The sequence below is a fragment of the Enterobacter sp. PTB genome (genome assembly GCF_051130085.1).
In the GTDB taxonomy this organism is placed as follows: Bacteria; Pseudomonadota; Gammaproteobacteria; order Enterobacterales; family Enterobacteriaceae; genus Enterobacter; species Enterobacter ludwigii.
In genome coordinates this window covers 270,425-285,151 of sequence record NZ_JBDKEE010000004.1, presented here as the reverse complement: position 1 = coordinate 285,151, position 14,727 = coordinate 270,425, and the positions used below count along the sequence as shown (strand labels likewise).

The window sequence follows — 14,727 nt, the reverse complement described above, 5'->3', positions numbered from 1 at the left end:
GATAAGCGTGAAGATCATCATCAGGAAATTTGAATGTAAGGAATGTGTAAAGCAGGGTTTCGCCTCTCGCTTTGACCGAAATGAACCATTAATATTAATGATAATCATTATCATAAGGAGCAATGCATGTCAGTCCCCTTGATCCTGACTATACTGGCGGGCGCCGCAACGTTCATCGGTGCCATTCTCGGTGTGCTTGGTCAAAAGCCGTCTAACCGCGTGCTGGCCTTCTCATTGGGCTTTGCTGCCGGGATCATGCTGCTCATCTCTCTGATGGAGATGCTCCCTGCCGCACTGGGCACCGAAGGCATGTCTCCGGTGCTGGGATATGGCATGTTTGTATTCGGCCTGCTTGGTTACTTTGCCCTCGACCGCATGCTGCCGCACGCGCATCCGCAGGATTTAATGCAAAAAAGCGTGACCCCGATGCCGCGCAATATTAAGCGCACGGCCATTCTGTTAACGCTCGGCATAAGCCTGCACAACTTCCCGGAAGGCGTGGCAACCTATGTCACCGCCAGCAGCAATCTGGAGATGGGCTTTGGTATCGCCCTGGCGGTAGCTTTGCACAATATTCCTGAAGGTCTGGCGGTGGCCGGGCCGGTTTATGCCGCCACGGGCTCGAAACGGACCGCGGTCTTCTGGGCGGGGATCTCGGGGATGGCCGAAATTCTCGGCGGCGTGCTGGCGTGGTTGATTCTGGGCAGCCTGGTCTCGCCTGTGGTGATGGCCGCTATCATGGCCGCCGTGGCCGGGATAATGGTGGCGCTCTCCGTGGATGAGCTGATGCCGCTGGCGAAAGAGATCGATCCGAATAATAACCCGAGCTATGGCGTGCTGTGCGGCATGTCGGTGATGGGCTTGAGCCTGGTGCTGCTGCAAACGGCAGGGATCGGCTAAGACAATCGCGCATTAACGTCTCACAACAAAAAAGCCGGGTTTCCCCGGCTTTTTCACATCAGCCCTTTCAGCTGGCTTTGCGCGCGTGCGCCTGGCGATACTCCACCAGATCTTCAATCGTCACCACGGGCATATTATGCAGACGGGCAAAGGTGATGCACTCCGGCGCACGTGCCATGGTGCCATCGTCGTTGGTGAGTTCACACAGTACGCCCGCAGGTTTAAAGCCTGCCAGGGTCACGAGGTCAATGGTCGCTTCGGTGTGACCGCCACGGGTCAATACACCGCCAGCCTGCGCACGCAACGGGAAGACGTGGCCTGGACGATGCAGGTCTGATGGCTTCGCATCATCGGCAATCGCGGCACGTACGGTGGTCAGACGGTCAGCCGCCGACACGCCGGTGGTCACGCCATGTGCCGCTTCGATGGTCACGGTAAAACCGGTTCCAAAGGCGCTGGTGTTGTTTTCAACCATCATGGGCAGGTCGAGCTGCTTACGACGGTCTTCGTTGATACACAGGCACACGATGCCGCTACCGTGACGGATGGTCAGCGCCATCTGCTCAACGGTCATGTTTTCGGCGGCGAAAATCATGTCGCCTTCATTTTCACGGTTTTCATCGTCAAGCACCATTACGCCGCGGCCTTCGCGCAGTGCATCCAGTGCATGTTCAACACGTTCAATAGAAGTGCCAAAAGAGGAAAGTAGCGTCTGATTCATGGTAAAAAAACCTCATTAACATTATGGTTACCAGAATCAGGGCAGTCTTAGGAGCGCCGTATTAGCGGCAAAAAGATAACGTGAGCGGGCCAGGCCCGACTTGATCGTTACTCTCTCCCATCCGGACTCTAACCGTCGGCCCCGGAATTACACCGGATCTGCTGTCCTTTGAGTGGTGACCCAAAGCGCTCGCGGGCTTTCAGCGTTACGCTGATTTACCGCCGGTGGGGAATTTCGCCCCGCCCTGAGAATAAGCGAGATAACTATAACGCGATTGATTACCCTGGGCAATGCGCAGACATAAAATCTCCTTTATCCTGGGGCATGACGCGCTACAATGTTCATTAACACCGTCTTATCAAGGGAAGCCACAATGATTGACCCGAAGAAAATTGAGCAAATTGCGCGTCAGGTTCATGAGTCTATGCCAAAAGGTATTCGTGAGTTTGGGGATGACGTAGAGAAGAAAATCCGCCAGACGCTGCAGGCGCAGTTGGTTCGCCTTGATTTAGTCAGCCGCGAAGAGTTTGACGTGCAGACGCAGGTTCTGCTGCGTACCCGCGAGAAGCTGGCCCTGCTGGAGCAGCGTCTGAACGAGCTGGAAAACCGCAATACGCCAGCGGAAGTAAAACCGGCACCGGCCATTCCACCGGTTGATGAAGCAGAATAACAGCCGCGTATAACGGGCTGTTTGCGAAGATACCCTCTCCTGCAAAGAGAGGGTGAAAAAAACGGGCCAGATGGCCCGTTTTTTATTGGCTGACTTTATTTGCTGTCTTTCTGGATCTTCTTGATGATGTTGGTGGTTGAGCACCCGTCCTCAAAGTTGAGCACCATCACTTCACCACCATTAGCCCAGACCTCTTCGCTGCCCGCGATTTGTTCCGGTTTGTAATCGCCGCCTTTCACCAGCAGATCCGGCAAAATACCGGCAATCAGGCGCTGCGGGGTATCTTCTTCAAACGACACCACCCAGTCCACCGCTTCCAGCGCACCCAGCACGATCATGCGCTGCTCCAGCGGGTTCACCGGACGCGTTTCACCTTTAAGACGTTTCGTCGACGCATCGCTGTTCACCGCCACAATCAGACGGTCGCCCAGCTTACGCGCATTGGCCAGATAAGAGACATGACCGGCATGCAGGATGTCGAACACGCCGTTGGTCATCACCACTTTTTCACCGCGTTTACGGGCGGCGGCAACGGCCACTTTCAGCTCATCTTCGCTCATCACGCCAAAACCGGTATCGGCACGACCGCGCACCGCGTTTTCCAGTTCGATCGGCGAAACGGTGGAAGTCCCCAGCTTGCCGACGACCACGCCTGCTGCCGCATTAGCGAAGTAGCACGCTTCTTCCAGAGAGTTCCCTGCCGCCAGCGTCGCCGCCAGAACGCCAATGACCGTGTCGCCGGCACCGGTCACGTCATACACTTCCTGCGCCTGGGTCGGCATATGCAGCGGCGCTTTGCCAGGCTGCAGCAGCGTCATCCCCTGCTCGGAGCGGGTCACCAGCAGCGCGGAGAGTTCGAAGTCAGCAATGATCTTCATGCCGCGCTCAACGAGCTCTTCTTCCGTCTTACATTTGCCCGCCACCGCTTCAAACTCAGAGAGGTTTGGCGTCAGCAGCGTTGCGCCGCGATAGCGCTCAAAGTCAGTACCTTTCGGGTCGATCAGCACGGGCACATTGGCTTTACGCGCGAGCTGAATCATCTGCTGTACGCTTGCCAGCGCACCTTTGGCGTAGTCGGACAGCACCAGCGCGCCGATAGTGCTCAGCGCCTGGTTAATGCGCTCGTGCAGCGGCTCAGGATCAACGCCCTCAAAGCCTTCCTCGAAGTCGAGGCGGATCAGCTGCTGGTTACGCGACAGAACGCGCAGTTTGGTGATCGTCGGGTGTGTCGGAACCGAAACGAAATCGCACTTCACGTTCACGTCCGCCAGCGACTTGCTCAGCGCACGCGCCGCATCGTCAATGCCGGTTAAGCCAACCAGACGCGACTGCGCGCCCAGAGAGGCAATGTTCATCGCCACGTTTGCCGCGCCGCCAGGACGCTCTTCAATGGTGTCGACCTTAACTACCGGTACCGGTGCTTCCGGAGAGATGCGGCTGGTCGGCCCGTACCAGTAGCGATCCAGCATGACATCCCCGACAACCATAACTCCAGCACGTTCAAACTCTGGCAGTGTTACTTTCATTCCTGACTCCAGAAAGATTCACAATTTGCGCGCGATAATATCACACTTGTTTTGTTACGCACGGTTCCACCAGCCACTTCTGCCAGCTGGCGGTGACCTGCGCGCGTTCAGTGGCGAAACAGTCCAGCGCGACGTGGCCAGGCTGCTCCTGTAAGGCCAGGTGGTGCAGCTCGTCGCGCAGCGTGGTATAGGCGCGCGTTAAGGCCTGCGCCTCCTGCTCATCCATAATGTCGTTTTGCGCCAGCAGTTCCAGAATACGCACATTATCAGACCAGCGGGTCAGCTTCGGTTTAGCGTGCGCATGGCGTAGCACCAGATATTGCGTAATAAATTCAATATCGGTAATGCCGCCCTCATCCGCTTTAATATCAAAGCGATCGCGATGCTTATTGCCCAGGTGCGCGCGCATTTTCTCGCGCATCTCACGCACGTCGGTCTGGAGCGTGCTGCCGTCACGCGGGGTTGTCATAATCTCCCGACGAATGGCATCAAACTGCGTTTTCAGCGACGGATCGCCGTACACCACGCGGGCACGCACCAGCGCCTGATGTTCCCACGTCCAGGCTTCATTCTTCTGGTACTCAGCGAAGGACTCCGTTGAGGTCACCAGCATGCCGGCCGCGCCGGAAGGACGCAGACGCGCATCCACTTCATATAAAATGCCGGATGACGTGCGGGTGCTGAACAGATGCATAATGCGCTGGGCCAGACGCAGGTAGAACTGACACCCGTCGATTTCACGTTCGCCGTCGGTCATGACGTCTGCCGGGCAGTCATGCAGGAAGATTAAATCGAGATCCGAGCTGTACCCCAGTTCCCATCCGCCGAGCTTACCGTACCCCACAACGGCAAAACCGCGGCCTTCGCGATCAGCAAGGTGTTTCGGCTGGCCGTAGCGCGCCACCATCTGAATCCATGCCTGATGCACTACCGCGTCAATGATCGCTTCTGCAAGCCAGGTTAAGTGATCGCTCACTTTCATCACTGGCAGCGTTCCGGCAATATCTGCCGCCGCCACGCGCAGCATTTGCGCCTGCTTAAACTGACGCAGCGCCTCCAGCTGTTGCTCTTCGTCCTCTTCCGGTACGCGCAGCAGATACTGACGCAGCTCGTCACGGTAGGCGTCCGTTGCCGTCGGCTGGTAGAGCGTATTGGGATCGAGCAGCTCATCTAGCAGCAGCGGATACCGCGCCAGCTTGTTGGCCACCATCGGCGAGGCGGCGCAAAGCGTAATCAGATGCTTGAGCGCGCCCGGGAACTCGCTCAGCAACTCAAGATAGGTCGTACGGGTGATGATGCCGCTCAGCAGCGGCATCATGCGCGACAGCGGTACCGGCGCATCAGCACGCGAGCAGACGTTGCTCAGCAGGTGCGGCATCAGATGATCCAGCACCTGACGACCGCGCGGACCAATGGCCCGTTTATTCAGTTCGAGACGGAAATCAGCAATTAACGCCACCACACGATGGCGATCGTCGTCGCTCAGGTGCGCCAGCACCGGCGTGGTGTCATCTTCCTGTAGCGCGTCCTGCCACAATTCGCGCCAGTGTTCAGAGAGCGTATCGTCCTGCGATTCACTTTCATCGTCACCAATCAGCGCGTTAAAGACACGGCGCACGCCGGCCATATGCGCATCCAGTTGACCGGTCAACGTTGACCAGTCGTCGACGTGCATCCCCCAGGCCAGCCGCGCCCGGTTCAGGTCATCGCCTGGTAAAGTCTGGGTCTGCTCGTCATTGATGCTTTGCAGCAGGTTTTCCAGGCGGCGCAGGAACAGATAGGCCTCACGCAGGATCTGCGCGTCGCCTTCCGGCAGCAGATGCAGTTGCTCTATGGCTGACAGCGTCGGCAGCAGCGAACGGGATTGCAGTGAAGGCTCACGTCCGCCGCGGATCAGCTGGAAGACCTGAACGATAAATTCGATTTCGCGAATGCCGCCCGCGCCGAGCTTGATGTTGTCCTTCAGACCCCGGCGACGCACTTCACGGGCGATCATTCCTTTCATGTTCCGCAGCGACTGAATAACGCTGAAGTCGATATAGCGACGGAACACGAACGGGCGCAGCATGGCGCGCAGCTCGTTGGCGTAGGCATCGTCGCTGTCTCCCATGATCCGCGCTTTGACCATCGCGTAACGCTCCCAGTCGCGCCCCTGCTCCTGGTAATAATCTTCCAGTGCCGCAAAGCTCAGCACCAGCGGACCGCTGTCGCCAAACGGGCGCAGGCGCATATCCACGCGATAGACAAAACCATCCTGGGTAGGTTGATCCAGCGCTTTAATCAGACGTTGCCCGAGACGGGTAAAGAACTGCGCATTGTCCAGTTCACGGCGGCCCCCGCGTGTGGAGCCGTTCTCCGGCCAGGCAAAAATCAGGTCGATATCCGAGGAGAAATTCAGTTCGCAGCCCCCGAGCTTGCCCATGCCCAGAATCAAGAGTGGCTGAGGAACCCCATCCTCATTGCACGGCGTGCCCCACTCTTTACAGCAGGCGGCATAGAGCCAGTCCCGTGCGGCAACAATCAGCGTTTGTGCCAGCTCGCTCAGCTGTTGCAGGGTACTTTCTTCGCTGACCAGTTCCAGCGCCTGAGCCCAGGCAATACGCACCATCACCCGGCGGCGGAACTGGCGCAGGACGCGCATCAGTGTCGCTTCATCCGCGACCTCTTCAAGTGCGGTTTGCAACCAGCCCGCATAATGCCGCCACTCGTCTGCCTGTGGCGGGGTGCTCTCAAGCGCCTCCAGCCAGTCCGGGTAAGCGGTGATACTTTCCTGCACAAAATCACTGAAGGTGAGCACGCTCCTGGCTTGCTCGCTTAACGATGACGCCGGTAATGACTCAGGCAGACGTTCGCAAACGGTCTGCCACTGCTGCTGTAACTGCGAAGAAAGCGGCATTATAGGGTTCCTTGCCAGAGTTAACGTTTTCCGCTGTGCAGCCAGAACGGCTCCTGCGAAATGGCTTCATTGCGGAAATGCTCAATCTCAATGTGCTGACGGGTTTCGATAGCATGTTTCAGCCCCTGCCAGTTCTCCAGCCAGGCCTGCGCTTTAGGGCCGTCATAGGCACCCGACAGCAGCAGCATGCTGTCGATATTGCGCGACAGTCGGATCAGCTGATCGCCATACTGGTCTCCCAGCGGATACGCAAAGGTGGTTTTAAGCTCCGCCGCGTGGCGTGAAAGATGGATATCCGCGAAACGTTTGAAGTTATCTTCAATTTTGGCCTGCGCTTTTGCATCCAGGAAGGCACGCCAGCTACGCGTCACCAGAAACTCGGTCAGCGCCAGCCTGGCGGCGGCGTTTTGCGGGCTGTAGAGCGCCGTTTGTGCGGATACATCAGAGAGCAGCAGCGCTTCGGTCTGGGTCAGCAGGTCACGTAAGTGAGCGCTCGCTTTACGAGGTACGATGCCGCCGAACAGCGCCAGGGTATGACGCACAAGGCTCATCGCCGCTAACACGTGCGCTTTTGCGTTTTTCACATTACGCACCCACAGCTCTTCATGATAAAGCCACTGTGAGAGCGCCAGCTCCAGCGCCGCCTCCATGCCCTGCTCAACGCTGGCTTTCGGTGGCACGTGCAAAATAGTCGTCTCTTTCAGCAGGCGCGGCGCATTCCCGGCGGCCAGATGATACCCCCGCGCCGCTTTGCTCAGGCTGCCCTGACGCAGGCCCGGCTGGCTTACCAGCTTACGCGCCAGCTTCAGTACGTCCTGGACTTCACCTTCCAGCAGTTCAAGCTCCAGCTCGCAAATCGGCTCCTGAAGCTCACCCGCTTTTACCTCACCCTGATCGAGGGCGATTTCAATGCGGCTTTTCCCTTCCGTTACCAGCCATTTTTCACGCCAGAAATCGGTACTAAACAGCGGTTTCACCTCGGCGGATAAGGTTTCTGGCAGCACGCCGTCCGGCCAGACTTCTGCCGGGAAACGATCCAGCTCAAGTTCTGGCTGATTGATGTCGATATTGTATTCCGGGCGCTGATGCAAACCGCCGACCACGCGGCCAGCGATTTTCATCGTCATCTCGTAGCGCCCGTTCGCGCCACGGATGCGCAGCCCCATATCATGGCGGCGCAGCCAGTTGTCTGGCGTTTCGTAATAGATATTAAGCAGTTGTACCGGTTCATGGTGTTCGCCGGAAAGGGTCTGCAGATGCTGACGGAGTGCGTCAACGCTGTCTTTTTCGACGATAAATTTTAATTCGATTTCTTGAGCCATAGCCTTGTACTTTTGCAGGCGTCACAGACGCGTCAATGAGGGCGAACTTCCTCGCCATTTGTTTGTCAGTACATAGTATTTTGCGCCAAATTGCCACGCAATGAGCAATTTGACGGGCGTAAATGTTTAGGGTCGTGACACAGATGATTCTGATTGCTGACGAATGCTTTGCGTAGAGACACTGTTGCCACTACTATCGTTCCACTATTTATGAAAATAACGACTAATGATGCTTAAATTACGCCTGATTGGACTTACTTTCCTCGCTTTTAGCGCCGCAACCGCCGTGCACGCTGAAGAGAAGCGTTACGTTTCTGACGAACTGAACACCTGGGTACGCAGTGGCCCTGGAGATAATTATCGCCTCGTGGGTACGGTCAATGCCGGCGAGGAAGTGACGCTGTTACAGACCAACGCGGAGACCAATTATGGTCAGGTTCGCGACAGTACCGGCCGCACGTCCTGGATCCCACTGAAAGAGCTGAGTGCGGTGCCAAGCCTGCGCACCCGCGTGCCGGATCTGGAAAATCAGGTGAAAACGCTGACCGACAAGCTGAACAATATCGACGGTACCTGGAACCAGCGTACCGCGGAAATGCAGCAGAAAGTGGCCCAGAGCGACAGCGTGATTAACGGTCTGAAAGACGAGAATCAGAAACTGAAAAACGAGCTGATTGTCGCGCAGAAGAAGGTGAACGCCGCCAATCTGCAACTTGATGACAAACAACGTACCATCATCATGCAGTGGTTTATGTACGGTGGCGGTGTGCTGGGCGTTGGCCTGGTGCTGGGTCTGGTGCTTCCTCACCTGATCCCAAGCCGTAAGCGTAAAGACCGCTGGATGAACTAATTCGTCTTCTCTGCCAGACTTACGTATTATCTTGCGAAAAGAGAAAACGGGAGTACAGGGCGTGAAGAGTTATCTGGTCGGTGGTGCGGTACGTGATGCGTTGTTAGGTCTGCCGGTCAAAGATAAAGACTGGGTGGTGGTGGGAGCCACACCTGAAGAAATGCTTAACGCGGGCTACCAGCAGGTAGGCCGCGATTTTCCCGTGTTTCTGCACCCGCAAAGTCGTGAGGAGTACGCCCTGGCGCGTACCGAACGGAAATCCGGTTCGGGTTATACCGGCTTCACCTGCTATGCCGCACCGGACGTCACGCTGGAGCAAGATCTCCTGCGTCGCGATCTCACCATCAACGCGCTGGCGCAGGACGAAGACGGCCAGATTATTGACGCGTATGGCGGTCAGGACGATCTGCGTAATCGACTGCTGCGTCACGTCTCCCCGGCGTTTTCTGAAGATCCGCTCCGCGTGCTGCGCGTGGCGCGCTTTGCGGCGCGTTACGCGCATCTGAGCTTCCGCATTGCCGATGAGACCCTGGCACTGATGACCGCCATGACCGAGGCGGGCGAACTGGCCCACCTCACGCCAGAGCGCGTCTGGAAAGAGACGGAAAACGCCCTTACTACCCGCAACCCGCAGGTCTTTTTCCAGGTGCTGCGTGACTGTGGCGCACTGAAAGTGCTGTTCCCGGAAATTGACGCGCTGTTCGGCGTGCCCGCCCCGGCGAAATGGCACCCGGAAATCGATACCGGCGTGCATACCCTGATGACCCTGAGTATGGCTGCCATGCTCAGCCCCGAGGTGGATGTGCGTTTTTCAACGCTGTGCCACGATCTCGGCAAAGGATTAACGCCAAAAGCCATGTGGCCGCGCCACCATGGCCACGGTCCTGCCGGGGTGAAGCTGGTCGAAGGGCTTTGCCAGCGCCTGCGGGTACCCAACGAGATCCGCGATCTCGCCAGACTGGTGGCGGAATTTCACGACCTGATCCACACCTTCCCGATCCTCAAACCGGCCACCATCGTTAAGCTGTTTGATAACATCGACGCATGGCGCAAACCCCAGCGCGTCGAGCAGATCGCGTTGACCAGCGAAGCCGACGTACGTGGCCGCACCGGTTTTGAAGCCTGCGATTATCCGCAGGGCCGGCTGTTACGCGCAGCGTGGGAAGTGGCAAAAGCGGTACCGACTAAAGCGGTTGTCGAGGCGGGTTTCAAGGGACCGGAAATCCGGGAAGAGCTGACGAAACGTCGAATTCAGGCGGTGACGGACTGGAAGGAAAAGCATTGCCCTCAGCCTAAAGACTGAGGGCCGTCGATCAGAAGAAGACCACGTAAACCGCAGCCGCCACGATAAAGCGATAGATCGCGAACGGAATAAACGAGATACGCTTAATCAACTGCAGGAAGGTTTTGATGGCGATCAGCGCCACGATAAAGGCGGTGACAAAGCCCACGGCGAACATCGGAATGTCACCCGTGGTGAGGAAGCCAATGCTTTTATAGACGTCGAGTGCGGTCGCGCCCATCATCATCGGCACCGCCAGCAGGAACGAGAACTCCGACGCAGCATAGCGGCTAACGCCCATCAGCATCCCGCCAGAGATGGTCGCGCCTGAGCGTGAAAAGCCCGGCCACAGCGCCAGACACTGGAAACAACCAATGATAAACGCCTGACGGTAGGTCATGTCATCCAGACCTTCCGCGCGTGGCGTTTTCGGCTTCAGCAGTTCTGCCGCGATCAGCAGGAAACCGCCGACGACCAGCGCATACATGACGTTAATCGGGTTAAACAGCGATTTAATGGTGTCGTGGAAAACCAGGCCCAGAACCACTGCCGGAACCATGCCAAGCAGAATATGGATAAGCGTCAGGCGACCTTTGCTTTCACCCTCGCGCTGAGGAAGACGGCCAAAGTGGATACCGATAAGCCCGAACAGACGACGCCAGAACATCACAACGACCGCCAGAATAGACCCCAACTGAATGACAACTTCAAACGTCTTTGCGGTATCGCCTTCAAAGCCCAGCAGATGGCCAACGATAATCATATGGCCCGTACTGGAAACCGGCAAAAACTCAGTCAATCCTTCGACCACACCCAGTATTGCCGCCACCAGCAGCGAGTGCATATCGCTCATCTATAAACCCCTAAAAAGATATAAAAAAAACGGTGTCCCACGCGGACAACCGTGAAAGATACAGCTTTAAGACCGGTATAACCTAAAATGGTTTAGCTATTATGACGTTAAATCTTCCCTTTCAGATTTGTGCCACGCTCAATGATCACGCCGACGTTAGCGGCACGCGCCACGGCACCCGGTTTGCTCAACTTGATGCGTACCCACGGTGCGTTGAACTTGCTCAGCAGCAGCTCGGCCACCTCTTCTGCCACACGCTCCACCAGCGCAAAACGTTGCCCTTCGACGTGGCCCACGACCGTTTCACTGATATCGGCGTAGCTCAGACAGTCATTCACGTCGTCGCTTTTTGCTGACTTGCGGTTATCCCAGCCCATTTCGATATCGAACACGAGTTTCTGCTCAATGGTCTGTTCCCAGTCGTAAACACCAATAGTGGTGATTACCGAAAGTTGCTCTATAAATACAATATCCATCACGACCTGCCTGCTTTTTGGCTAAACCGGATACCACTTCCGGCGAATTATGCGTATTATCCACAGATGCTGAGAATACAGATACATTTTCAAAACGGAACAGCGTTATGAGTGCAATCGCGCCTGGAATGATCCTCCTCGCCTACCTTTGCGGCTCAATCTCCAGCGCCATTCTGGTCTGCCGCATTGCCGGGTTACCTGACCCGCGCGAAAGTGGTTCCGGGAATCCGGGGGCGACCAATGTACTACGAATTGGCGGCAAGGGAGCAGCCGTAGCGGTATTGATTTTTGATGTTCTGAAAGGAATGTTACCCGTCTGGGGAGCGTATGCGCTGGGCGTAACGCCGTTCTGGCTGGGGCTCATTGCTATCGCCGCCTGTGTCGGCCATATCTGGCCTGTATTCTTTGGTTTTAAAGGTGGTAAAGGCGTCGCCACCGCCTTTGGTGCTATTGCCCCTATCGGCTGGGACTTAACCGGCGTGATGGCCGGCACCTGGCTACTGACCATTCTTCTGAGCGGTTACTCATCACTGGGCGCCATCGTCAGCGCGCTGATCGCGCCATTCTATGTCTGGTGGTTCAAACCGCAGTTTACCTTCCCGGTGTCGATGCTCTCCTGCCTCATCCTGCTGCGTCATCACGATAATATTCAGCGCCTGTGGCGTCGCCAGGAGACCAAAATCTGGTCGAAGCTCAGGAGAAAGAAAAAAGACGCCCCGTAAGGGGTTAGTTATGCCTTATAACCAAATGTGATTTTGGTCACCCTCTGCCTGTGGTAACTGTTAATGACACAACACAACCACACAAAAAGAAAATGGCAGACATTACAGACACAACTCCCCTTTCAACGGCAGGACATTCGCCTGATGGCGACATCAAGTGGGTACGTAACGCCTCTGACGTTTCACGTCTGGTCAACGACGGTTCTCAGGGTCGGGCCAACGCCCGCATCGTAGTCGGTATCGCGCTGGGCGGTATTTTCCTCGATGCGTACGACCTTGGTGCGCTGGCGTTCGGCATCAAAGACATCACCCGCGAATTTAATCTCACCCCTGCCGGTACCGGCATGGTGGCCTCGGCCATTACCTTTGGTGCGATTGTCGGGGCGCTACTGGGTGGCTATCTCACGGACAAGATCGGACGCTACCGCGTCTTTATGGCCGACATGCTGTTCTTCGTGGTAGCGGCCATCGCCTGTGCACTGGCACCCAACGAATATGCGCTGGCGGGCGCACGCTTTGTGATGGGCCTCGGCGTGGGGATCGATCTGCCGGTGGCGATGGCGTTTCTTAGCGAGTTCGCCAGGCTCAAAGGCCCCGGAAACAAGGCCTCCAGCGTGGCAATGTGGTGCCCAACCTGGTATGCCGCAATCAGCATCTCTTACCTGTTGGTGTTATTCTTCTACGCCGTACTGCCAGAAAGTCACAGCGACTGGCTGTGGCGCTTAATCCTGGGGTTTGGCGCGGTGCCTGCGCTGGTGATTATCGCCATTCGTAGCCGCTACATGAGCGAGTCCCCGGTCTGGGCGGCGAATCAGGGCAACCTGAAAGAGGCGGCCGCTATCTTGCGGCAATCGTATAACATCAACGCCCACGTGCCGCAGGATGCGCTTAACCAACCGGCACCGGTGGTCAACAAGGCGAAGTGGGCAAACTATCTGCACCTGTTCCGTGGCGTCTATCTGCGACGTACCACGCTCGCCACCCTGCTCTCGGTGGTGTCGTCTTTCGCCTATAACGCCGTCGCATTTGGTCTGCCGGTCATTATCTCCAGCTTCTTTGTGCAGTCGATGCTGACCACTATTCTGATCTCGCTGGTGCTAAACCTGCTGTTTGCCTTCGTCGGCGGATTGCTGGCAGTGCGCTATGTTCCGCGTTTCGGCGCGTGGCGGATGTCACTGGCGGGCTACGCCTGTCAGCTTGTTGCTCTGCTGGGGCTGGCGCTGATTGGTCGTCCGGAAGGCGTATCGGAAGGCATTATCGCCGTCGCGATGCTGGCGCTGTTCCTGTTCGGTCAGGGCTTTGGGCCCGGCGCCCATACCATGACGTTTGCGTCCCTGAGCTATCCCACCTCTCTGCGCGGCGTGGGCGTGGGCCTTAACCAGACGCTGATGCGCAGCAGTTCTACGCTCTCGCTGTTTCTGTTCCCGCTGCTGGTGGCCTCTCTTGATACCGCCGTGTTCTGGGTGATCGCCCTGGCACCGTTTATCGGGCTGGCTTCGCTACTGGCGATCCACTGGGAACCGTCCGGCTATGATGTGGATGCAGAGGATTATCGATAACCTTCTCAACCGGCTCCTTGAGCCGGTTTTTTTATCCATAAGCGACTCATATGACAGCCTTCATTTCTGCCAGGGCATACTGAAACGTCTCCCGATGATGAGCAGATGGATGCAGCATGTTAGCAGCTCAGGTCACTGATAATTCTTACAAAGGCTGGCAGGCATCGCTCGCCCTGCAGTTTTGTTACACCCCTGAGAAAACCCTCCTGCACGCTGCTCATCACATCGGGCCCCTCACCGTACAGCGACCTTTTTATCCCGAAGGCGACACCTGCCACCTGTATTTACTGCACCCGCCAGGCGGGATAGTCGGCGGCGATACGCTGGATATTTCGGTGCATCTGGACGCGAAAAGCCATGCGCTGATCACCATGCCCGGCGCGAGCAAGTTCTATCGCAGCAGCGGCCCGCAGGCCTGTCTCAATCAGCACTTCTGGCTCGACGATGAGGCTACGCTGGAGTGGCTGCCGCAGGACACCATTATCTTTCCCGGTGCGAATGCCGCCCTGCGTTCCGTTTTTCATCTGAAGGCTTCCAGTACGCTGCTGGCGTGGGAATTGTACTGTCTGGGTCGCCCGGTGATCGGCGAAACCTTCAGCCACGGCACGCTGGAAAGCCGCCTTGAGATCTGGGTCGACGATGAGCCACGGCTGATTGAACGTCAGCACCTCAGCAATGGCGATCTCACGCCCGTTGCAGGTCTCCCGTGGGTCGGCACGCTGCTGTTCTTTCCGGCCAGGGAAGCGCACCTCGAAACGGTGCGCGAGCTGCTGACGCCGCTGAGCCACTTTGCCGGGGCAACGCTCACAGACGATCTGCTGTCGGTGCGTTTTCTCTCCCACGACAACCTGATTTGCCAGCGGGTGATGCGCGATATCTGGCAGTCGCTTCGCCCGCTTTTAACCCCCAAAACCGCCTGTTCGCCGCGTATCTGGCAGACATAAGAGAAA

General features: G+C 56.9%; 13 protein-coding genes and 1 riboswitch. Of the genes, 7 read left to right on the top strand and 6 right to left on the bottom strand.

The window, feature by feature from the left end; all coding sequences use genetic code 11:
* The first annotated feature begins 126 nt into the window (after window positions 1-126).
* On the top strand, window positions 127-900 hold the full coding sequence (gene zupT / locus AAIR21_RS07395; protein WP_014171648.1) for a zinc transporter ZupT: 774 nt from the start codon (window positions 127-129) through the stop codon (window positions 898-900).
* Between the two features lie 67 nt (window positions 901-967).
* Here the strand turns inward: zupT and ribB are convergent, their stop codons facing one another.
* Window positions 968-1,621, bottom strand: a complete 654-nt coding sequence (gene ribB / locus AAIR21_RS07390; protein ID WP_014171649.1) for a 3,4-dihydroxy-2-butanone-4-phosphate synthase — start codon at window positions 1,619-1,621, stop codon at window positions 968-970.
* A gap of 105 nt (window positions 1,622-1,726) precedes the next feature.
* Window positions 1,727-1,877: riboswitch (FMN riboswitch) on the bottom strand.
* Between the two features lie 117 nt (window positions 1,878-1,994).
* Here ribB and ubiK point away from each other — a divergent pair.
* On the top strand, window positions 1,995-2,291 hold the full coding sequence (gene ubiK / locus AAIR21_RS07385; protein WP_020883634.1) for a ubiquinone biosynthesis accessory factor UbiK: 297 nt from the start codon (window positions 1,995-1,997) through the stop codon (window positions 2,289-2,291).
* A gap of 95 nt (window positions 2,292-2,386) precedes the next feature.
* Here the strand turns inward: ubiK and hldE are convergent, their stop codons facing one another.
* From hldE to AAIR21_RS07370, 3 genes are read right to left on the bottom strand one after another with little or no spacing between them, the layout of a single operon-like run.
* Window positions 2,387-3,817, bottom strand: coding sequence for a bifunctional D-glycero-beta-D-manno-heptose-7-phosphate kinase/D-glycero-beta-D-manno-heptose 1-phosphate adenylyltransferase HldE (gene hldE / locus AAIR21_RS07380; protein WP_149376008.1), 1,431 nt, complete (start codon window positions 3,815-3,817; stop codon window positions 2,387-2,389).
* A 40-nt stretch (window positions 3,818-3,857) separates the two neighbouring features.
* Window positions 3,858-6,716 carry a bifunctional [glutamate--ammonia ligase]-adenylyl-L-tyrosine phosphorylase/[glutamate--ammonia-ligase] adenylyltransferase gene (glnE, locus tag AAIR21_RS07375; RefSeq protein WP_434680568.1) on the bottom strand — a complete coding sequence of 953 codons (2,859 nt, stop codon included), beginning with the start codon at window positions 6,714-6,716 and terminating at the stop codon, window positions 3,858-3,860.
* Window positions 6,717-6,733: 17 nt separating this feature from the next.
* Entirely contained in the window at window positions 6,734-8,035 is a 1,302-nt protein-coding gene (locus AAIR21_RS07370; RefSeq protein WP_032678982.1) for an inorganic triphosphatase, read from the bottom strand.
* A gap of 229 nt (window positions 8,036-8,264) precedes the next feature.
* Here AAIR21_RS07370 and AAIR21_RS07365 point away from each other — a divergent pair, with 229 nt between their 5' ends.
* Together AAIR21_RS07365 and AAIR21_RS07360 are read left to right on the top strand one after the other, a co-directional pair.
* A complete protein-coding gene (locus AAIR21_RS07365) occupies window positions 8,265-8,885 on the top strand; it encodes a TIGR04211 family SH3 domain-containing protein (protein ID WP_025203004.1) in 621 nt (206 codons plus the stop codon).
* A gap of 61 nt (window positions 8,886-8,946) precedes the next feature.
* Window positions 8,947-10,188 (top strand): multifunctional CCA addition/repair protein, encoded by a 1,242-nt coding sequence (locus tag AAIR21_RS07360; RefSeq protein WP_020883630.1) that lies wholly within the window; start codon window positions 8,947-8,949, stop codon window positions 10,186-10,188.
* A 10-nt stretch (window positions 10,189-10,198) separates the two neighbouring features.
* Here the strand turns inward: AAIR21_RS07360 and bacA are convergent, their stop codons facing one another.
* Window positions 10,199-11,020, bottom strand: a complete 822-nt coding sequence (gene bacA / locus AAIR21_RS07355; protein WP_014171656.1) for an undecaprenyl-diphosphate phosphatase — start codon at window positions 11,018-11,020, stop codon at window positions 10,199-10,201.
* Between the two features lie 107 nt (window positions 11,021-11,127).
* Window positions 11,128-11,496 (bottom strand): bifunctional dihydroneopterin aldolase/7,8-dihydroneopterin epimerase, encoded by a 369-nt coding sequence (gene folB / locus AAIR21_RS07350; protein ID WP_020883629.1) that lies wholly within the window; start codon window positions 11,494-11,496, stop codon window positions 11,128-11,130.
* Window positions 11,497-11,603: 107 nt separating this feature from the next.
* Between folB and plsY the strand changes: the two genes are divergently transcribed.
* The 3 genes from plsY (at window position 11,604) to AAIR21_RS07335 (ending at window position 14,721) form a co-directional block, all read left to right on the top strand.
* Window positions 11,604-12,218, top strand: coding sequence for a glycerol-3-phosphate 1-O-acyltransferase PlsY (gene plsY, locus AAIR21_RS07345; protein WP_049023326.1), 615 nt, complete (start codon window positions 11,604-11,606; stop codon window positions 12,216-12,218).
* Window positions 12,219-12,310: 92 nt separating this feature from the next.
* Entirely contained in the window at window positions 12,311-13,777 is a 1,467-nt protein-coding gene (locus AAIR21_RS07340; protein ID WP_183516715.1) for an MFS transporter, read from the top strand.
* Between the two features lie 116 nt (window positions 13,778-13,893).
* Window positions 13,894-14,721, top strand: coding sequence for an urease accessory protein UreD (locus AAIR21_RS07335; RefSeq protein ID WP_014171660.1), 828 nt, complete (start codon window positions 13,894-13,896; stop codon window positions 14,719-14,721).
* Window positions 14,722-14,727: the final 6 nt, after the last annotated feature.